Raw genomic sequence first — 18,984 nt, 5'->3', positions numbered from 1 at the left:
ACCTGCTGAACCGGCGGTATACTCGTCGCCAACACCACGGGAGTCCGGTGAGCCGGGCTGAGAGGAAGCGATCCACGCTTCGACCGTCGAACCTGATCCGGATCATGCCGGCGCAGGGAGGAGCTCATATGCACGCGTCCACGTCCGCATCCACCCCCGTTGCGGCTCACTCGAAGGCCCCGCGGAGCCTGCGCTGGCGGGTCGTCGACATCGTCGTCGCCGCGGTGCTCGGCGTCGCGATCGGCCTGGTCTTCTGGGCCTGGAACACCATCGGCGGTACCTGGTTCGTCGCCATGGATGGCCTCACCCCCGGTCTCGGCGGCATCGCCGTCGGCATCTGGCTCATCGGCGGCGTCATCGGCGGCCTGGTCATCCGCAAGCCCGGTGCCGCACTCCTCGTCGAGGTGATCGCCGCGCTCGTGTCGATGCTCATCGGCAACGTGTGGGGAGTCTCGACGCTCTTCTCGGGCATCGTGCAGGGCCTCGGCGCCGAGCTCGTGTTCGCGATCTTCCTCTACCGCCGCTTCACGCTGCCCGTCGCAATGCTCGCCGGCGTCGGCGCCGCGGTCGGCGCCTGGGTGTTCGAGCTGTTCTACGGCAGCTCGCCCAACATCCTGAAGACCCTCGAGTTCAACGTGATCTACCTGGTGTCGCTGGCGGTCTCGGGCGCGCTGCTCGCGGGCCTCGTCGGATGGTTCGCCGTGCGCGGGCTCGCCGCGACCGGTGCCCTCAACCGCTTCGCCGTCGGACGCGAAGCGCGCCGCGAGGTCTGACGTGACGGCGACCCGCCCCGCCCGCATCACGGCGGCGGGCTGGGGGTGGCGCTACGGCGGACGCCGGGCCGCTGCCGTCCACGACGTCTCGTTCACGATCGAGCCCGGGGAGCGCGTGCTCCTGCTCGGCGCATCCGGCGCGGGCAAATCGACGCTCCTCGCCGGCATGGCAGGTCTCCTCGGCGGCGCCGACGAGGGTGACGAGACCGGCACGCTCCTCATCGACGGTGGACGCGCCGAGGCTCACCGCGGTCGCGTCGGGCTCGTGCTGCAGGACCCCGACGCCGGGGTCGTGCTGTCGAAGGTGGGCGACGACGTGGCCTTCGGGTGCGAGAACCTCGGTGTTCCGGCCGCACAGATCCCGGCTCGGGTCGCAGAGGCGCTCGACGCCGTCGGGCTCGACGTGCCGCTGACCCGGCCCACTAAGGCGCTCTCCGGGGGACAGAAGCAGCGCCTCGCCCTCGCCGGGGTGCTGGCGATGCGGCCCGGGGTGCTCCTGCTCGACGAGCCCACCGCCAACCTCGACCCGGACGGAGTCCGCGAGGTGCGCGACGCCGTCGAGCGTGCGGTGCGCGAGACGGGCGCGACGCTCGTCGTGATCGAGCACCGCACCGCGGTGTGGGCCGATCTCATGGACCGCGTCATCGTGGTCGGGGCCGACGGCGGACTCCTCGCCGACGGGACGCCCGCCGAGGTGTTCGCGCGTCACGGCGCCACGCTCGCCGCGGCCGGCGTGTGGGTGCCGGGCCACCCGGTCGACCTGCCCGTCCTCGCTTCCGCCCGGCCCGACGCGCCGACGGCTGTGGCGGCATCCGCTCTCTCGATCTCCCGTGACGGCCGCACGATCGTGCGCGCGGGGCTCGACCTCGCCGTGCCGCGCGCGGCCGCGACCGTGATCACGGGGCCGAACGGCGCCGGCAAGTCCACGCTCGCACTGACGCTCGCGGGCCTGCTGCCCGAGGCGGCGGGTCGCGTCGAGTCCGCGCCGGAACTCGCGGGCCGCTCCGGCCGGCGCCCGTCGAAGTGGACGTCGCGCGAGCTGCTCACGCGCATCGGCACGGTGTTCCAGGAGCCCGAGCACCAGTTCCTCGCCGCGACCGTGCGCGACGAGCTCGCCATCGGGCCGGGTTCGCGCGGCGTCGACCCGGCCGCCGTCGACCAGATCGTCGACGAACTGCTCGAACGGCTGCACCTGGCACCGCTCGCCGCCGCGAACCCCTTCACCCTGTCGGGCGGGCAGAAGCGCCGGCTCTCGGTCGCGACCGTGCTCGCCGACGCGCCCCCGGTGATCGTGCTCGACGAGCCGACCTTCGGTCAGGACCGCCGCGGCTGGATCGAGCTCGTGCAGCTGCTGCAGTCCGAGATCGACGCCGGCACGACGGTCGTCGCCGTCACCCACGACGAGGACGTGCTGCGCCATCTCGGCGGCCACCGCATCGAGCTCGGCCTCCCCGTGCACGCGGGGGTGGGATCGTGACCGCCGTCGACGCGCGCACCGCCGAGGCCGAGGCGGCGCCCCGCGCCTGGCTCGACGGGGTGAACCCGGTCACGAAGATCGCGCTCGCGCTGCTGCTGTCGGTGCCCCTCTTCGCGTCCATCGACGCCACGAGCGCCCTCGTGGCGATCGTGCTCCAGATCGCCTGCATCCCGCTGACCGGCCTCGCCGCCCTGACGGTGCTGAAACGGATGCTGCCCATCCTCGTCTTCGCGCCGGTCGCGGGCCTCAGCATGCTGCTGTACGCGGAGCCGGGCGGCACCGTCTACTGGTCGTTCTGGTACGCGACGATCAGCGACGACTCGATCGCCCTCGCGATCGCGGTGTGCCTGCGCGTGCTCGCCCTCGCCCTGCCGACCATCCTGCTGTTCGGCCGCACCGACCCGACCGAGCTCGCCGACGCGCTCGCCCAGGTCGCGAAGCTGCCGTCGCGCTTCGTGCTCGGCGTGCTCGCCGGCACCCGCACGCTCGGGCTCTTCCTCGACGACTGGCGCAGCATGGGCCTCGCACGCCGGGCGCGGGGCGTCGGCGACAGCGGCGCCGTCCGCCGCTTCTTCTCGATGGCCTTCGTGCTGCTCGTCTTCGCGGTGCGCCGCGGCACGAAGCTCGCGATGGCGATGGAGGCGCGCGGCTTCGGTTCGGGCATCCGCCGCACGTGGGCGCGTCCGTCGCGCCTGCACCCCCGTGACGCCGTGGCGCTGCTGGGCGGCACCGTGATCATGGCGCTCGCGATCGGCGTGGCGGTCGCGGCGGGCACGTTCCGGTTCGTCTGGTCCTGAGCTCGTCGTCGGTTCGACGACGTTTCGTCTGCGGGCGCCAGAGCGCCCTTCGCTCAACGGCCGGTGCTTCGGCCCCGGTTCAGCCGCCGGCGACCAGCCGCTCGTAGCCGGGCTGCAGCGCGGGGAAGTAGTCGTCCCAGTTCACGGTGTCGACGGCGACGCCTGCCTGCGCCGCGACCAGGCGGTCGAGGTAGTACTCCCAACCCGGGCCGATCGAGCCCACCTCGTCCTCGGGGCCCAGACGTTGACCGAATGTGAGCACGGTGTCGCCGTGCTCGTCCGGGGCGAGTTCGAACCACAGGTGCCACGCACCCGAGGCGGCCGAGGTGTCGCCGGCGAAGCGCCGCGGGCGGTCGCACTCGAGGATCGTGTACTCCTCACCCGAGGCATCCGGATCCTCCGCCGTCATGAAGAACGTGACGTGCCCGGTCGCGGGATCGCCCTCCCAGCGGCCGATCCACCGCTCGAGCCGCGCGGACTCGGTGAGCTCGCGCCACACCTCGTCGGCGGTCGCCCGGAAGCGCCGGAGGATCACGAGGTTCGGCTTGCCGTCGATGTCACACACGTTCCCGGTGATCTCGGTCATGTCGCGTTCCACAGCTCCCGGTAGTACGACAGGCGCTCGCGATCGGGCTCGATCCCGTACGCCTCGATGAGGGCGTCCTCCCATCCCTCGCCATAGTTCCACGCCGTCGACATCGACGCCACGGCGATGTCGGCCCAGCGGTCCGCGACGCCCAGCGCGCCCAGGTCGACGTGCCCGCTCCACCGGCCGTCGTCGCCGATCAGCGTGTTCGGGCAGCACGCGTCGCCGTGGCACACGACGAGCCGGTCGATCGGCGGGGCGTCCCGCCACTCATCGGGAACACGGATGCCGCGCCCCTGGGCGTTCGCGATGCGCCCGGGCACGCCCCAGCCGAACGGGCAGTCGTCGACCGGCAGCGACTCGTGGAGCGCGCGCAGACCCTCGCCGACCGCGCGGACGGCGGTGCCGGCATCCCGGATCCATCGCGGATCCACCGCCGACACGCCGGGGAGGGCCGCCGTCACCAGCCATTCGTGGGTGTCGTCGCCTCCGGACTCGAGCACCCGCGGGACGGGGGTGTACCGCGCCGCCCACCGCAGCCGCTCCGCCTCGCCTGCGAACGACGTCTCGGCGTTGCGCGGGCCGTACTTGAGGTACCTGCCGTCGTCGGTGCGGAACGTCGTGCCGCCCAGCTCGTTGAGCCAGACGGGGGTGAGTCCGGCGCCGCGCGCGAGCACCCTGACCCGCTCGGGGACGGCGACGTCTGCGACGGGGATCGACACGAGTTCCATCCTCCCGCGCGCGGGGCCCCCTGCGAAGTCCGGACTTCGCGGGTTCTGGACTCCGGAGTGATGCGTTTCCTGGACGGTCTCCTCCGGATCAGGGGCGCGCCGACGCTCGAAGTCCGGACTTCGCAGGTCCTGGACACCGAATCGATGCTTTTCCCGGACGGCACCGCGGGAGGAGGACCGGCACGGCTCAGGCCTCGAGCGCCTCGCGGAGGATCACGGCGTGGTGGTGGGTGTCGTCGTGCACCGCATGAAGGAGCGTCACGGCGAGGTGGGGCGCGTGCTTTGCGCGCAGCGCACCCACCGCGCCCGCCGTGGGTCCGGCGAGCTCGGCCCGGTATGCCGCCTCGAAGTCCGACCACGACAGGTCGTCGTGGGGGAAGGCCTTGCGCAGCTCGGTCGAGGGCGCGACCTCCTCCGCCCACAGGTCGAGCGCCGCGCGCTCCTTCGAGGGGCCACGCGGCCAGAGAGGTCGACCAGCACGCGGAAGCCGTCGCCCGGGGTCGGGTCGTCGCAGACGCGCTTCAGCCGGATCTCCATGCGCATCCAACTCGCCTGCCTGGCGGTGCGCCACCGGCATGGTGGGATGGAGGCATGCCCGCCACGCGCGCGACCCGCCGCCGAGGACCCCTCACGGCGCTCGAGGGCGCGGAGCCCGCGGTCGCGATCGGCGACACGACCGCGCGGCACGTGCGGCTGTCGCCGGACGGGCTCTCGCGCCACATCGGCGATCCGCGGTCGCAGTTCGTGCTGTGGTCCCAGGTGCACACGGTCACGGTGGATCCGCCGGCGACCTGGTGGCCGTACCCCGCGATGTCCGACATGGCGGCGGCGCTGCTCGGCGGCGTGGCCGGCGGGCTCGAGGCCGGCGAGGCGGCCGAGACCCCCACCTTCCTCGTCGTGATCACCACGCTCGACGGGGAGCGGCTCGAATGGCGCGCCACTCAGCACTACCTCTCGGGCTACCGCCGCGGGGACGCGCAGGCGACGACGCGGCTCGTGGAGTACCTGACCGCGCGTGGCGAGGCGCGGATGCTGCTGGCACGGCCCGCCGAGCTGATCGATCGCATCTCGGCCCTCACGCGCATCGGCCCGCAGATCGGGCCGTGACGGTCTCCGCGACCGCCCGTTAGCCTGGTCCCGTCGCGTCGCCGGCTGGTGAGCGATGGGACTGAGTCCCGCGTATGCTGATACGCGGTTCCGCAGAATCCGGACTTCGAAGGAGAATCCATGGACCTCACGGGCACCGCCGCACTCGTCACCGGTGGCGCGAGCGGACTCGGCCTCGCCACGGCCCGGCGTCTCACCGCCGCGGGCGCGACCGTCACGATCGTCGACCTGCCGACCTCGGCGGGCGCCGACCTCGCCGTGGAGCTCGGAGGATCGTTCGCGCCGGCCGACGTCACGAGCCCGGATCAGGTGGCAGCCGCCGTCGCCACGGCCGCAGCATCCGGCCCCCTCCGCGTCGTCGTGAACTGCGCCGGGATCGCGCCGCCCGCCAAGGTGCTCGATCGCGAGGGCAACCCGTCGCCGCTGGAGGGCTTCGAGCGGATCATCCGCGTGAACCTCATCGGCACGTACAACGTCATCTCGCAGGCCTCCGCCGCCATGGCGAAGACCGAGCCCACGGCCGACGGCGACCGCGGCGTGGTTGTGAACACGGCCAGCGTCGCCGCGTTCGACGGCCAGATCGGCCAGCCCGCGTACTCGGCGTCGAAGGGCGGCGTGCACGCCATGACCCTGCCGATCGCCCGCGAGCTCGCGCGCTACGGCATCCGCGTCGTGACGATCGCGCCCGGCATCATGGAGACCCCCATGCTGATGGGCCTGCCGCAGGCGGCGCAGGACTCCCTCGGCGAGCAGGTGCCGTACCCGCAGCGCCTCGGCAAGCCCGACGAATACGCGCGCCTGGTGATGTCGATCGTCGACAACGGCTACCTCAACGGCGAGACCATCCGCTTGGACGGCGCCATTCGCATGGCCCCGAAGTAAGGAGACCGCATGGGCGACTCGATCCTCGTCACGCGCGACGGCGCCCTCGCGCGCGTGACCCTCAACCGGCCGGCGTTCCTCAACGCCATGGGCTTCGAGATGGGTGCCCGCTGGCGCGACGTCGCGCACGAGCTCACCTCCGACGCGTCGGTGGGGGCCATCATCCTGGATGCTGCGGGCCCGGCCTTCTGCGCCGGCGGCGACGTCATCGAGATGGCGACGTCGGGGGCCTCCGGCGCTGACGTGACCGGCGCGGCCCACACGATCCACGACGGCATCCGCACGTTCGTCGAATCCGACACGCCCGTCGTCGCCGCCGTGCAGGGCGCCGTCGCGGGCGGGGGACTGGGCCTGATGCTCACCGCCGACTACATCGTCGCGTCGGAGCACTCGAAGTTCGTCAGCAAGTACGCGAACATCGGGCTCACCCCCGACCTCGGCGTCTCGACGCTGCTGCCCGCCGCGGTCGGGCAGCGGCGAGCGCTGCAGCTCCTGCTGCAGGACCTCACCATCGACGCCCCGACCGCCCTCGACTGGGGCCTCGTCACCGAGGTCGTCCCGGCCGACGACGTCGCTTCGCGCGCCGAAGCGGTGGCGCGGTTCTGGCTCGCAGGCGCCACCGGTGCCTTCGGGCAGGCCAAGCGCCTCGTCCGCACCGGAGCCGGGCGCTCGTTCGGCGAGAACCTCGACGACGAAGCCCGATCCATCGGCGCCCGCTTCGACACCGCCGAGGCCAAGGCGCGCGTCGCGGCCTTCGCTGCAGCATCCGCCAAATCCCGTTCCTGACTTCCTGACCGAGGAGATCCTGAGATGAGCGACAAGCCCCTCGCCGGCAAGACGATCCTGATGTCGGGCGGCAGCCGCGGCATCGGCCTCGCGATCGCGCTGCGCGCGGCGCGCGACGGTGCCAACATCGCCCTGCTGGCCAAGACCGACACGCCCCACCCCAAGCTCGAGGGCACCGTGCACTCGGCAGCGGAAGAGATCCGCGCGGCCGGCGGCAACGCACTGCCGATCGTCGGCGACGTGCGCAACGACGACGACGTGACCGAGGCCGTGCTCAAGACGCAGGGCGAGTTCGGCGGCATCGACATCGTCGTGAACAACGCCTCGGTCATCGACCTGTCGCGCTCGCTCGACCTCGACGCCAAGAAGTACGACCTCATGCAGGACGTCAACGTGCGCGGCACGTTCATGCTCTCGCGGGCAGCGGTGCCGATTCTGAAGGATGCCGCGAACCCGCACATCCTCTCGCTCTCGCCGCCGCTCAACCTGTCGCCGAAGTGGCTCGGCGGGCACACCGGATACACGCTGGCGAAGTACGGCATGACGATGGTCACGCTGGGGATGGCCGCGGAGTTCGCCGAGGCGGGGATCGCCGCGAACACGCTGTGGCCGCGCACGACGATCGCGACCGCCGCGGTGCAGTTCGCCCTGGGCGGCGACCGCATGATGAAGGTCAGCCGCACGCCCGAGATCTACGCCGACGCGGCGTACGAGGTGTTCACCCGGCCCTCGCGCGAGTACACCGGGCAGACGCTCATCGTCGAGGACGTGCTCGAGGCCTCCGGCGTCACCGACTTCTCCGGGTACGCCGCGGTTCCCGGCACGCCCGACGAGGCGCTGTTCCCCGACATCTTCCTGGACTGATGTCGCCGGCGAATCCGAGGTCTCGCCGAGACCGAGGATTCGCCCGCGAGATCGGGGTCGTCGTCGGTCTCGGTGAGGATCCCCTGTCTCGCACGGGTGCGGCGGCGTAGCGTGGGGCCATGGCGGTGCGGAGCCTGTTCCCGATCCTGCTGGCACGCGAGCTGCCCGAGCTCGTGAGCTTCTACGAGCGCGCGCTCGGCGGGGTCGTCGACTACCGGTTCGCCGACGCGAACGGCGCCGACGCGTACGTGTCGCTGAAGATCGACGGGGTCCCGCTCGGGATCGGCCGCGACGAGGACGCTCTGCCGCCCGGCGGCGGCGAGCGGGTCGCACTGTGGTTCTACGTCGACGACGTCGATCGCGCATTCAGGGCGTGGGTGCGCGCGGGCGGTCACCCGATCCAGCCACCGGAGGACATGCCGTGGGGCGAGCGGGTCGCGCAGGTGCGCGACCCCGCCGGCAACCTCGTGAACCTCGGCGCAGAGGCCCCCACGGCCGAGGGCTGAGGTCCGCCGCGCGCGGCCGCGACGCCGGCGCGGCAGCATCCGTCCGCCCTCCGCGCCTTCCGCCTGCACGCCGAAGGCGCCGTCGGCGACCTTGCGCGACGGCGTTGGCGAGGATGATTCTCAAAAAAGGAAAATCCGCTCAAACACTGGCGTGGTGACGTTACCAGTGTTAGCTTTCCATCGGAATCAGAGGACGGCGTGCTCACCGGAGAGCGCAACGATGCGACGCCGCATCGCCGCGGTACTTCCGGATGTGTCTCTGTTCGTTCCGACGCGCGTTCGACGCGCCGAAGACTGATCCGCCCCACGCTCTGCACGGCACCACGTGCAGCGCGTCTCGCCGCCGGGGCACCGCTTCGGCGTCACGGAATCCATGGAAGGATCTGCAATCCCATGAAGCGCTTCACCAAGCTGACCGCGGGAGCCCTCGTGCTCGCCGTTCCCCTCGCGCTGACCCTGACCTCCTGCAGCGGGTCGGGCGGCGGCTCCGGCGAGGGAGACGGGGACGAGACGCTCACCGTCTGGACCTGGGACCCCGCCTTCAACATCTACGCGATGGAGGAGGCCGAGAAGGTGTACCAGAAGGATCACCCCGACTTCGAACTCGACATCGTCGAGGTGCCGTGGGACGACCTCCAGACCAAGCTCACGACGATCGCGCAGTCGCAGGCGTTCGACGAGCTGCCCGACATCTTCCTGATGCAGAACAACGCGTTCCAGAAGAACGGGATCAACTACCCCGACCTGTTCTCGGACTTCAGCGACTCCGACATCGATTTCTCGGAGTTCCCGCAGTCGGTCGTCGACTACTCCACGATCGACGACGTCAACTACGGCGTGCCCTTCGACGCCGGCACCGCGATCACAGCGCTGCGCACCGACGTGCTCGAGGAGGCGGGCTACACCGTCGACGACTTCACCGACATCACGTGGGACGAGTACCTCACGATCGGCAAGGACGTGCTCGCCAAGACGGGGCAGCCGCTGCTGTCGGGCCAGGCCGGCTCCGCCGACATCCCGATGATGATGCTGCAGTCCGCCGGCGCCAGCCTGTTCGACGACGAGGGCAACCCCACCATCGTCGACAACGCCGCGCTCGAGGCGGCCATCGACACCTACACGCAGCTCGTCGAGGCGGGCGTGCTCGTCGAGGTCAACTCGTGGGACGAGTACATCGGCACGCTCGTGAACGGCACGGTCGGCGGCACGATCAACGGCGTGTGGATCGTCGGCTCGATCCAGACCGCGGAAGACCAGGACGGCAAGTGGGCCGTCACGAACCTCCCCAAGCTCGACACGGTCTCGGGCGCGACGAACTACTCCGCGAACGGCGGATCGTCCTGGGCGATCTCGTCGACGGCCGACGTCGACCTCGCGTCGGACTTCCTCGGCGCGACCTTCGCCGGCTCGACCGAGCTGTACGACACGATCCTGCCGAAGGCCGGCGCGGTCGCGAACTGGATCCCGGCCGGTGACAGCGACGTCTACAACGAGCCGATCGCGTTCTTCGGCGGTCAGCCGATCTTCGCCGACGTCGTGAAGTTCGGCCCGGAGGTCCCGTCGAACAACACGGGTGCGTACTACTACGAGGCACGTGACGCGGTGAGCACGGCCATGACGCAGATCATGGGCGGCACCGACATGACGACGGCGCTCGAAGAGGCGCAGGCCAACGTCGAGTTCGCGATGGAGTAACCACGCGAGACGGTCCGGCGGGGCGGCGAACCCGCCCCGCCGGACCGGAACCGTGGCCCTGACCGCCCAAGGAAAAGAGACGACGCCGTGGCCTCCGACGTGAAGACGCGCACCAAGACTGCGAGCAGGCGCAATCAGCCGCCGCCGCTGAACAACTACATCGGCGACCGCAAGCCGTGGCTCAGCAACACCCGCCGCCGCAGCCTCACCGGGTGGGGGTTCCTGCTCCCCGCCGCACTGCTCATCCTGTTCATGAGCTTCATCCCGATGGCGCAGGCCTTCGTCCTGTCGCTGCAGACCGGACGCGGCACGCGCCTCGAGTTCGCCGACCCGCTCTGGTACAACTACGAGCGCCTGCTGAACGACGACGTCTTCCGCCTCACGCTGACGAACACGTTCATCTACCTGATCATCCAGGTGCCCATCATGCTGGCGCTGGCACTGGTGCTGGCGAACCTGCTCAACAACCCGAAGCTCCGGTTCAAGGCGGTGTGGCGGACCGCGATCTTCCTGCCCTGCGCCGTGTCGCTGGTGTCGTACTCGCTGGTGTTCCGGACGCTCTTCGCCAATGACGGCTTCGTCAACGACATGCTCATGTCGATCGGTGCCATCGGCGGCCCGATCAACTGGCTCGGCCAGCCCGAGACCGCGCGCTTCGTGATCATCCTGGGCCTGCTCTGGCGCTGGACCGGCTACAACATGGTCTTCTACCTCGCAGCCCTGCAGAACATCGACCAGTCCAGCATCGAGGCGGCCCGCATGGACGGGGCGAATGCCTTCCAGACGTTCTGGTACGTCACCGTGCCGCAGCTGAAGCCCATGATCGTGCTCACCGCGATCCTGTCGATCAACGGCACCCTGCAGATGTTCGACGAGTCGTGGGCGCTGACCCAGGGCGGCCCCGCCCACCAGACCATGTCGATGGCGCACTACCTCTACGAGGTGTCGTTCCAGAAGAACCCCAACTTCGGCTATGCCGCGGCGATCTCGTACGTGATCCTCATGCTCGTCGCCATCCTCTCGTTCATCCAGATGAAGGTCGGTGACAAGCGTGATTAACAAGCTCCGCAGTCTTCCCGGGTACGCCCTGCTGGCGATCTGGGCCCTGTTCTCGGTCTTCCCGCTCTACTTCATGGCCGTCTCGGCCACGAACACCAGCAAGGACGTGCTGTCGTCACGGATGCTGCCGGGCACCGCCCTCTTCGAGAACATCGCGGCCCTCTTCTCGACGCAGGACGTCGTGGGCGCGATGACGAACTCGTTCCTCATCGCGGTGGGGACGACGATCCTCGCGCTGACGGTGTGCTCCATCGCCGGCTACGGCTTCGAGGTCTATCACTCCAAGGGCAAGGACGCCGTCATGGCGATCCTGCTGCTCGCGATGATGATCCCGTTCGCCGCCACGATGATCCCGCTGTTCCAGCTGTTCGCGCGCGTCGGGATGGTGAACTCGCTGTGGGCGGTGGTCATCCCCATGATCTCGACGCCGTTCCTCATCCTGCTGTTCCGGCAGGCGTCCCGGTCGTTCCCGCACGAGATCATCGAGGCGGCTCGCATCGACGGGCTGAGCGAGCTGTCGATCTTCGCGCGGATCTACGTCCCCACGATGAAGTCGACCTTCGCGGCCGCCGCCGTCATCACGTTCATGATGGCGTGGAACAACTTCCTGTGGCCGAAGGTGATCCTCGTCAACAACAGCGTGCTGACGATGCCGATGCTCACCGCGAACATCAGCGCCGGGTACGTCACCGACTACGGCGTGCTGATGCTCGCCGTGCTGCTGTCGTCGCTGCCGACGATGATCGTGTTCCTCCTCCTGCAGCGGCAGTTCGCGCAGGGCATCACGGGGGCGGTCAAGTGACCCTCGACACCATCGACATCGAGACCGAGAGCTTCGGAGAGGAGGGCGTGATGTTCGACGCCACGCGGATCGCGGATCCCCGGTTCGTCCAGGAGAACCGCCGGCCCGCCCACTCGGACCACCGCTGGTTCCGGACGGCGGCCGAGGCGGCGGAAGGCGACAGCGGCTGCGAGCAGTCGCTCAGCGGCCGTTGGAAGATCCACTACGCGAAGAACCCCGCGGCGGCCCCGGCCGGTTTCTTCCACCCGGAGTACGACTGCGAGAGCTGGGACGACATCCCGGTCCCCGCGCACATCCAGCTGCACGGCTACGACCGCCCGCAGTACGTCAACGTCCAGTACCCCTGGGACGGCGTCGAGCAGATCGACCCGGGCGAGGTGCCCGAGCGCTACAACCCCGTCGCCTCGTACGTGAAGAGCTTCGTCCTCGACCGGCCGGTCGAGGACGGCGAGTCGGTGAGCATCAGCTTCCTGGGCGCCGAGAGCGCGATCGCGGTCTGGCTCAACGGGCGCTACCTCGGGTACGCCACCGACAGCTTCACGCCGTCGGAGTTCGACGTGACCGACGCGCTGGTCGAGGGGGAGAACAAGCTCGCCGCGCAGGTGTTCAAGTTCTCCAGCGGCTCATGGCTCGAGGACCAGGACTTCTTCCGGTTCTCAGGGCTGTTCCGCGACGTCGTCCTGTACCGCCGTCCCCGTGCGCACGTCGAAGACCTCCGGGTCGACGTCGACCTCGCCCACGACGCCGGGTCCGCCGATATCGCCCTGCGCGTCGACCTGCGCGGCGAGGGGAGGGTCGCAGCCCGCCTCGCCGGGGTGGGACCGCTCGAGCCCCACGGCGACGGCGGCTTCGGCATCCGTCTCGAGAGTCCGCGGCTGTGGAGCCCCGAGGACCCGTGGCTGTACGAGGTCGAGATCGAGGTGCGAGACGCCGCGGGCGAGGTGACCGAAGTCATCGTGCAGCGCGTCGGCGTGCGGCGCTTCGCGATCGAGGACGGGCTGATGAAGCTCAACGGGCGGCGTGTGGTCTTCTTCGGGGTGAACCGGCACGAGTTCGGTCTCGCCGGGCGCGTGCAGACCGCGGCCGAGATCGAGGCCGACCTCCTCGCCCTGAAGGCCGTCGGCGTGAACGCCGTGCGCACCAGCCACTACCCGAACAGCACGGTGTTCTACGAGCTCACGGACCGGCACGGGCTCATGGTCATCGACGAGATGAACCTCGAGAGCCACGGCGTCTGGGATCGCATCCGCAAGCTCGGCGCGCCCATCGAGGACGCCGTCCCCGGCGATCGCCCCGAGTGGCGGCCGGCGCTGATGGACCGCGCGGCGAGCATGTTCGAGCGCGACAAGAACCACCCGAGCGTCGTGATGTGGTCGTGCGGGAACGAGTCGTTCGGCGGCACCAACCTGCGCGACGTCGCCGCGTGGTTCCGCGAGGTCGACAGCCGCCCGGTGCACTACGAGGGCGTGTTCTGGGACCCGCGCTACGAGGAGACGACCGACGTCGCGAGCCAGATGTACACCCCCGCCGCGGAGGTGGAGGAGTACCTGCGTCACCGCCGCGACAAGCCGTTCATCCTGTGCGAGTACGCCCACGCCATGGGCAACTCGTTCGGTGCCGTCGACGAGTACATCGAGCTGGCCTACCGCGAGCCGCTGTTCCAGGGCGGGTTCATCTGGGACTTCGCCGACCAGGCGATCGCCCTGACCGACCGGTACGGCAAGGAGTACTACGGCTACGGCGGCGACTTCGGCGACTCCCCGAACGATGCCGAGTTCTGCGGCAACGGCATCTTCTTCACCGACCACTCGCCGACGCCGAAGCTCCAGGAGGTCGCGTACCTCTACCAGGGCTTCAAGATCCGCATCGACGACGACGGCTTCACCGTGCACAACCGTCTGCTCTCGACGTCCAGCGCCGCGTACCGCTGCGTCGTCACGCTCTCGCGCGAGGGACGGATGCTGCGCAGCGAAGACGTCGAGACCGACATCGCCGCCGGCGACACCGGTCGCGTCGCCCTCCCCATCGCGGTCCCCGCCGCGCCCGGGGAGTACGCGATCGACGTGTCGTTCCGCCTGCGGGCGGCGACGGCGTGGGCCCCGGAAGGACACGAGGTCGCGTACGAGCAGCGGGTCGTCCAGGTCGGGGCGCCGCCCGCGCGGGTCGCGGCACCGGCGCCCGAGCTCATCCGCGGCGCGCACAACATCGGGGTGCGCGGTGCCGGCTTCAGCACCCTGTTCTCGACGCTGTACGGCGGGCTCACCTCCTATCGGTTCGGCATGACGTCGGACGGCGGGCGGGAGCTGCTCAAGGGGATGCCGCGGCCGCACTTCTGGCACGCGCCGACGTCGAACGAGCGCGGGTGGGAGGCGCCCTTCGAGGATGGCCAGTGGCTGCTCGCCGGCCGCTACGGGCGCGTGCGCGAGCCGCTGACCCGCACGCGGGTCGAACAGGACGCCACCGCGGTGACGGTGACGTACGAGTACGAGCTGCCGACGCGGCCGGCCACGACGTGCGACGTGGCTTACCGCGTCGACGGTTCTGGCCGCGTCGAGGTGACGCAGACGCTGCACCTGGTCGAGGGTCTGCCGAGCCTGCCCGAGTTCGGGATGCTGCTCACCACGCTGCCGGAGTTCCGCCGGCTGCGCTGGTACGGCGACGGACCCGAGGAGTGCTACGTCGACCGCCGCGGCGGGGCACGCCTGGGCGTGTACGATCGCGACGTGACGACGGAGCTCACCCCCTATCTGCGTCCGCAGGAGGCGGGAAGCCGCACCGGCGTGCGGTGGGCCGAGGTCACCGACGGCAGGGGAGCGGGTCTGCGCGTCGAGTCCGCCGGGGGCATGGAGTTCTCGGCGCTGCCGTGGACGCCGGACGAAGTGGAGAACGCCCTGCACCAGACCGAGCTGCCGCCGATCCACCGCACCGTGCTGCGGCCGGCGCTCATGCGGCGCGGCGTGGGCGGCGACGACGCGTGGGGTGCGCGCACGCTCGCGCAGTACCACCTGCCGACCAGCGGGGACCTCGTGTTCGACTTCGCCTTCCGAGGAGTCTGAGAGTGCAGGAGCGCCGCACCTCGCTGCGTGACGTGGCGCAGGCCGTCGGCGTATCGGTGCAGACGGTCTCCCGCGTCGCGAACGGCGAGCCGAACGTGGCGCCCGAGAAGCGCGAGCTCGTCCTCGCCAAGATGCGTGAGCTGGGCTACCGCCCCAATGCGGCGGCCCGCGCCATCCGGCGCGGGTCGTTCCGCACGGTCGGTGTCGTGTACCACAGCCTGCATTCCGTGGGCACCCACCGCTCGCTCGAGGAGATCTCCGAGCGGGCCGCCGAGAGCGGCTACGCGACGACGCTCATGCCGTTGGCCGCCTCCTCCGGGCAGGCGGCCAACGGGGCCTTCACGCGACTGGGGGAGATGGCGGTCGACGTGCTGATCGTCATCCTCCCCGCCCCGTTCGGCATCGACGAGGCGCTGCAGCTGCCCGAGGGGGTGCCGGCGGTGATCCTCGGCCCGCCGCTCGTCGACGGCGTCGCCACCGTCGACTTCGATCAGGACGTCGGTGCGCGCCAGGCGGTGGAGTACCTGCTCGACCTCGGCCACCAGACGGTGCACCACATCACCGGACCGCCCGGCTCGTTCTCCGCGGCGTCGCGGCTCGACGCCTGGCGCGCCGTGCTCGCCGAGCGCGGACGCGTGCTTCCCGCGGCTCGACCCGGGGACTGGAGCCCCGGCTCGGGCTACCGCGCGATGCGGCAGCTGCTCGCCGAGGAGCGCCCCACCGCCGTCTTCGCGGCCAACGACCAGATGGCGCTGGGCGCCTACCGTGCGATCATCGAGGCCGGCCTGCGGATTCCGCAGGACCTGTCGGTCCTCGGATTCGACGACATCGACGAGGCCGAGATGTTCGCCCCGCCACTCACGACCGTGCGTCAGGACTGGGGTCTGCTCGGCCGCGAGTCACTGCGCGTCGCGCTCGAGATGGAGCGCGGCGCCCCGCCTGAGCAGGTCCGGCTGGCGACGCAGCTGGTGCTCCGCGCATCGACCGCCGCACCCGCGGGCTGAGCGGCCCGGGGCTCAGATCAGGCCGAGGCGGCGGAACGCGTTCGCGATCCCGTCGTCGAGCACGTCGGTCGTGACGAAGTCGGCGAGCTCCTTGAGCTCGGGCTGGGCGTTGCCCATCGCCACCGAGACGCCGCACACCTGGAACATCTCGATGTCGTTCCAGCTGTCGCCCACCGCGACCGCGTCGGCGGCGTCCATGCCCAGGTGCGCCAGCAGCAGCTCGATCGCCGACCCCTTCGTCGTCTCGCGCTCGCTGATCTCGCCGTTCGAGCCGCCCGGCAGCGGCATGCTCCCCGGCACGATCAGGAACTCGTCGCCGAGGTCTTCCCGCAGCTCGTCGAGGCCTTCGGGGTGGTCGCTGACAAAGACGGCCTTGTCGATGCGGGTGAGGTCCGCTTCCTCGACGCCGGGGAACGTGCGCTGCGCGAGACCGACCAGCGAGTCCTCCGGCCGCACCTGCCGGCCCGCCGCCTCCCGCGCCTCGAGCGCCGCCGCGTAGTCGCGCATCAGCTCGGCCATGTCGTCGCTTGCGTAGACCGCATCGCGGGTCTGCAGGAAGTAGCGGATGCCTCGGCTCCGCAGCGCCGTGAGCATGCGGTCCGTCGCGGCGGGCGACAGCGGGCGGTCGACGACCACTTCTTCGCCCGACACGACCAGCGCGCCCGAGTTGGTGACCGCGCCGTCGAAGCCGATCTCGGCGACGTCCGGATGGATGTCGGAGGCCGACCGGCCGGTGCTCAGGTACACCAGGTGCCCGGCCTCGCGCACCGCGCGGATGGCCGGGCCGGTCGAGGGCGACACGTGCGAGCCGTGCTCGAGGAGTGTTCCGTCGACATCGAGGAAGATGATCCGCCGGCGGCCGGCAGGGGGCGGGGGGACCGTCGTCATGTCAGTGCTTGTTCCCGGTGAAGAGGAGGATGCCGCCGAGGCCGATCATGAGGCCGCCTCCGGTGGCCGACAGGGTGGAGATGCGCTTCGGTGAGCGCCCGAACCAGTCGCGAGCGCCGGCCGCGATGAGCGCCCAGATGCCGTCGGAGATGAGGGCGATGACGAAGAACACGAGTCCGAGCTCGATCATCTGGAGCGGAACCATGCCGGCGTTCAGATCGACGAACTGGGGGAGCACCGCGACGAAGAACGCGATCGTCTTGGGGTTCGTGATGCCGACGACGAACCCTTCGCCGAGCTGGCGCCACGCCGAGCGCGGCGCCGCGCCGCCGTTCGCCTCCGCGGCGGCGCGATGACGGTGGCGGATCGCCTGCACGCCGAGGTACATGAGGTACAGCGCGCCGCCGACCTTGACGATCGTGAAGAGCACGACCGACTGCGCGACGATGCCGCCGACGCCGATCGCGACGAGGCCGATGATCGGCAGCAGGCCGAGCGCGTTGCCGAGCACGCTGAGCAGCCCGCCGATGCGGCCGAGCGCGAGCGCGCGCCCGATCGTGAAGAGCACGCTCGGGCCCGGGATCACGATCAGGACGAGGGCGGCGAGCGTGAAGGCGAGAAGGTTCGGGGCGGGCACCACAGGCCGAGCCTAGTCCGGGCGCGGGGATCGGCCTCCGTCCAGGCGTGTCCGCGTACCCTGGACGCATGACCGATTCCCCTGTGCGCACGACGAAACCGAGGCAGGTGCGTCCGGCGACCGAGGGATGGACGCAGCAGAAGGATGCCGAGGGCCGGCCCCTCCTGCAGTTCGCGAGTCCGAAGCGCGGCAAGCCGCCCGTGCACATGGCGGACTTCACCCCCGAGCAGCGCGTCGAGAAGGTCAAGGAGCTCGGGCTCCCCGGCTTCCGGGCGAAGCAGCTGGAGAAGCACTACTTCCAGCACTGGACCCACAATCCCGCCGACATGACGGACCTCCCCGCCGAGGGCCGCGAGGAGTTCGTGCACGGCATGCTGCCGGCGCTCCTCACCGAGGTGCGCCGCCTGGAGACCGACCGCGGTGACACGATCAAGTTCCTGTGGAAGCTGCACGACGGCGCGCTCGTCGAGTCGGTGCTCATGCGCTACCCCGGCCGCATCACGCTGTGCGTCTCTTCGCAGGCCGGCTGCGGCATGAACTGCCCGTTCTGCGCGACCGGCCAGGCCGGCCTCACGCGCAACATGTCGGCGGCCGAGATCGTCGAGCAGGTCGTGCGCGCCAACCGGCTCATCGCCGACGGGGGCCTCGGCGGAAAGAAGAAGGACGACCACTCCGCCGACCGGGTGTCGAACATCGTCTTCATGGGCATGGGCGAGCCGCTCGCCAACTACGCCCGCGTGATGCAGGCCGTGCGCGTCATGACCGACAAGCAGCACGGCCTCGGCATGAGCGCTCGCGGCATCACCGTCTCGACGGTCGGCCTCGTGCCCGCGATCACGAAGCTCGCCGCCGAGGACATCCCCGTGACGTTCGCCCTCTCACTGCACGCGCCTGACGACAAGCTGCGCGACGAGCTCATCCCGGTGAACTCGCGCTGGAAGGTCGACGAGGCGCTCGACGCCGCGCGCGCCTATTTCGACAAGACGGGCCGCCGCGTCTCGATCGAGTACGCCCTCATCAAGGACATGAACGACCACGGCTGGCGCGCCGACCTGCTGGCGAAGAAGCTCAACGACCGTGGCCGCGGCTGGGTGCACGTGAACCCCATCCCGCTGAACCCGACTCCCGGCTCGATCTGGACCGCGTCCGAGGTCGACGTGCAGAACGAGTTCGTCCGCCGCCTCAACGACGCCGGCATCCCGACGACCCTCCGCGACACCCGCGGCAAGGAGATCGACGGCGCGTGCGGCCAGCTCGTCGCCACCGAAGAGGACGAGGCGGTCGCCGCGGCGACCCCGCTCGAGGACTGACGCGTCCGGAAAACGCACCCGCCC

At 70.5% G+C, this 18,984-nt stretch carries 19 protein-coding genes and 1 riboswitch; of the genes, 14 read left to right on the top strand and 5 right to left on the bottom strand.

The window, feature by feature from the left end:
- Positions 1-26: 26 nt before the first annotated feature.
- A riboswitch (TPP riboswitch) is annotated at positions 27-136 on the top strand.
- The 3 genes from Q9R33_RS13415 to Q9R33_RS13405 all read left to right on the top strand — a co-directional run bounded on the left by Q9R33_RS13415 (position 129) and on the right by Q9R33_RS13405 (position 3,047).
- Entirely contained in the window at positions 129-773 is a 645-nt protein-coding gene (locus tag Q9R33_RS13415; RefSeq protein WP_310249368.1) for an ECF transporter S component, read from the top strand. (Overlaps the previous riboswitch by 8 nt.)
- A gap of 1 nt (position 774) precedes the next feature.
- Positions 775-2,250 carry an ABC transporter ATP-binding protein gene (locus Q9R33_RS13410; RefSeq protein ID WP_311294091.1) on the top strand — a complete coding sequence of 492 codons (1,476 nt, stop codon included), beginning with the start codon at positions 775-777 and terminating at the stop codon, positions 2,248-2,250.
- Complete coding sequence (locus tag Q9R33_RS13405) at positions 2,247-3,047, top strand: energy-coupling factor transporter transmembrane component T (protein ID WP_311294090.1); 801 nt, start codon at positions 2,247-2,249, stop codon at positions 3,045-3,047. Before Q9R33_RS13410 ends, Q9R33_RS13405 begins: the two co-directional genes overlap by 4 nt.
- 79 nt (positions 3,048-3,126) lie before the next feature.
- Here Q9R33_RS13405 and Q9R33_RS13400 read toward each other — a convergent pair whose 3' ends face one another.
- From Q9R33_RS13400 to Q9R33_RS13390, 3 genes are all read right to left on the bottom strand, one after another.
- Entirely contained in the window at positions 3,127-3,633 is a 507-nt protein-coding gene (locus Q9R33_RS13400; protein ID WP_311294089.1) for an SRPBCC domain-containing protein, read from the bottom strand.
- Positions 3,630-4,355, bottom strand: coding sequence for an aminoglycoside 3'-phosphotransferase (locus Q9R33_RS13395; RefSeq protein ID WP_311294088.1), 726 nt, complete (start codon positions 4,353-4,355; stop codon positions 3,630-3,632). Before Q9R33_RS13395 ends, Q9R33_RS13400 begins: the two co-directional genes overlap by 4 nt.
- A gap of 196 nt (positions 4,356-4,551) precedes the next feature.
- Entirely contained in the window at positions 4,552-4,941 is a 390-nt protein-coding gene (locus Q9R33_RS13390) for a DUF488 family protein (protein ID WP_311294087.1), read from the bottom strand.
- A gap of 14 nt (positions 4,942-4,955) precedes the next feature.
- Here Q9R33_RS13390 and Q9R33_RS13385 point away from each other — a divergent pair, with 14 nt between their 5' ends.
- The 10 genes from Q9R33_RS13385 to Q9R33_RS13340 all read left to right on the top strand — a co-directional run bounded on the left by Q9R33_RS13385 (position 4,956) and on the right by Q9R33_RS13340 (position 16,125).
- Entirely contained in the window at positions 4,956-5,471 is a 516-nt protein-coding gene (locus tag Q9R33_RS13385; protein ID WP_311294086.1) for a hypothetical protein, read from the top strand.
- A 120-nt stretch (positions 5,472-5,591) separates the two neighbouring features.
- Positions 5,592-6,353 carry an SDR family NAD(P)-dependent oxidoreductase gene (locus Q9R33_RS13380; protein WP_311294085.1) on the top strand — a complete coding sequence of 254 codons (762 nt, stop codon included), beginning with the start codon at positions 5,592-5,594 and terminating at the stop codon, positions 6,351-6,353.
- A gap of 9 nt (positions 6,354-6,362) precedes the next feature.
- Positions 6,363-7,139 carry an enoyl-CoA hydratase-related protein gene (locus tag Q9R33_RS13375; protein WP_311294084.1) on the top strand — a complete coding sequence of 259 codons (777 nt, stop codon included), beginning with the start codon at positions 6,363-6,365 and terminating at the stop codon, positions 7,137-7,139.
- Positions 7,140-7,163: 24 nt separating this feature from the next.
- Entirely contained in the window at positions 7,164-8,003 is an 840-nt protein-coding gene (locus Q9R33_RS13370; protein ID WP_056371996.1) for an NAD(P)-dependent oxidoreductase, read from the top strand.
- A 119-nt stretch (positions 8,004-8,122) separates the two neighbouring features.
- Positions 8,123-8,509: a VOC family protein gene (locus Q9R33_RS13365; RefSeq protein WP_310249346.1), complete on the top strand. Its 387-nt coding sequence runs from the start codon at positions 8,123-8,125 to the stop codon at positions 8,507-8,509.
- A gap of 393 nt (positions 8,510-8,902) precedes the next feature.
- A complete protein-coding gene (locus tag Q9R33_RS13360; protein WP_310249343.1) occupies positions 8,903-10,204 on the top strand; it encodes an extracellular solute-binding protein in 1,302 nt (433 codons plus the stop codon).
- Positions 10,205-10,291: 87 nt separating this feature from the next.
- Positions 10,292-11,263, top strand: coding sequence for a carbohydrate ABC transporter permease (locus Q9R33_RS13355; RefSeq protein WP_235560288.1), 972 nt, complete (start codon positions 10,292-10,294; stop codon positions 11,261-11,263).
- Positions 11,256-12,065, top strand: a complete 810-nt coding sequence (locus Q9R33_RS13350; RefSeq protein ID WP_235560287.1) for a carbohydrate ABC transporter permease — start codon at positions 11,256-11,258, stop codon at positions 12,063-12,065. Before Q9R33_RS13355 ends, Q9R33_RS13350 begins: the two co-directional genes overlap by 8 nt.
- Positions 12,062-15,121, top strand: coding sequence for a glycoside hydrolase family 2 TIM barrel-domain containing protein (locus Q9R33_RS13345; RefSeq protein WP_311294083.1), 3,060 nt, complete (start codon positions 12,062-12,064; stop codon positions 15,119-15,121). The genes Q9R33_RS13350 and Q9R33_RS13345 overlap by 4 nt, the downstream gene beginning before the upstream one ends.
- 2 nt (positions 15,122-15,123) lie before the next feature.
- Positions 15,124-16,125, top strand: a complete 1,002-nt coding sequence (locus Q9R33_RS13340) for a LacI family DNA-binding transcriptional regulator (RefSeq protein ID WP_311294082.1) — start codon at positions 15,124-15,126, stop codon at positions 16,123-16,125.
- 12 nt (positions 16,126-16,137) lie between these two features.
- On the opposite strand, the gene Q9R33_RS13335 is transcribed toward Q9R33_RS13340, so the two are convergent.
- Together Q9R33_RS13335 and Q9R33_RS13330 are read right to left on the bottom strand one after the other, a co-directional pair.
- On the bottom strand, positions 16,138-17,013 hold the full coding sequence (locus Q9R33_RS13335) for an HAD family hydrolase (RefSeq protein ID WP_311294081.1): 876 nt from the start codon (positions 17,011-17,013) through the stop codon (positions 16,138-16,140).
- A 1-nt stretch (position 17,014) separates the two neighbouring features.
- The gene (locus Q9R33_RS13330; RefSeq protein WP_311294080.1) at positions 17,015-17,653 is read right to left on the bottom strand and encodes a LysE family translocator; all 639 of its coding nucleotides are present in this window, start codon (positions 17,651-17,653) and stop codon (positions 17,015-17,017) included.
- A gap of 65 nt (positions 17,654-17,718) precedes the next feature.
- Here Q9R33_RS13330 and rlmN point away from each other — a divergent pair, with 65 nt between their 5' ends.
- On the top strand, positions 17,719-18,960 hold the full coding sequence (gene rlmN, locus Q9R33_RS13325) for a 23S rRNA (adenine(2503)-C(2))-methyltransferase RlmN (RefSeq protein WP_311294079.1): 1,242 nt from the start codon (positions 17,719-17,721) through the stop codon (positions 18,958-18,960).
- Positions 18,961-18,984 lie beyond the last annotated feature (24 nt).

Origin of the sequence: Microbacterium sp. PRC9, from assembly GCF_031844125.1 — a bacterium.
GTDB lineage: Bacteria > Actinomycetota > Actinomycetes > Actinomycetales > Microbacteriaceae > Microbacterium.
Note: the sequence above shows the minus strand (reverse complement) of the source record. Positions and strands in the feature narration are given on the sequence as shown.

Bases quoted from the DNA above. Each gene is read 5' to 3' on its own strand.
- Q9R33_RS13370 (WP_056371996.1), top strand. From the start codon at position 7,164: ATGAGCGACAAGCCCCTCGCCGGCAAGACGATCCTGATGTCGGGCGGC.
- Q9R33_RS13335 (WP_311294081.1), bottom strand. From the start codon at position 17,013: ATGACGACGGTCCCCCCGCCCCCTGCCGGCCGCCGGCGGATCATCTTC.
- Q9R33_RS13390 (WP_311294087.1), bottom strand. From the start codon at position 4,941: ATGCCGGTGGCGCACCGCCAGGCAGGCGAGTTGGATGCGCATGGAGAT.
- Q9R33_RS13415 (WP_310249368.1), top strand. From the start codon at position 129: ATGCACGCGTCCACGTCCGCATCCACCCCCGTTGCGGCTCACTCGAAG.
- Q9R33_RS13365 (WP_310249346.1), top strand. From the start codon at position 8,123: ATGGCGGTGCGGAGCCTGTTCCCGATCCTGCTGGCACGCGAGCTGCCC.
- Q9R33_RS13385 (WP_311294086.1), top strand. From the start codon at position 4,956: ATGCCCGCCACGCGCGCGACCCGCCGCCGAGGACCCCTCACGGCGCTC.
- Q9R33_RS13375 (WP_311294084.1), top strand. From the start codon at position 6,363: ATGGGCGACTCGATCCTCGTCACGCGCGACGGCGCCCTCGCGCGCGTG.
- Q9R33_RS13360 (WP_310249343.1), top strand. From the start codon at position 8,903: ATGAAGCGCTTCACCAAGCTGACCGCGGGAGCCCTCGTGCTCGCCGTT.
- rlmN (WP_311294079.1), top strand. From the start codon at position 17,719: ATGACCGATTCCCCTGTGCGCACGACGAAACCGAGGCAGGTGCGTCCG.
- Q9R33_RS13400 (WP_311294089.1), bottom strand. From the start codon at position 3,633: ATGACCGAGATCACCGGGAACGTGTGTGACATCGACGGCAAGCCGAAC.
- Q9R33_RS13380 (WP_311294085.1), top strand. From the start codon at position 5,592: ATGGACCTCACGGGCACCGCCGCACTCGTCACCGGTGGCGCGAGCGGA.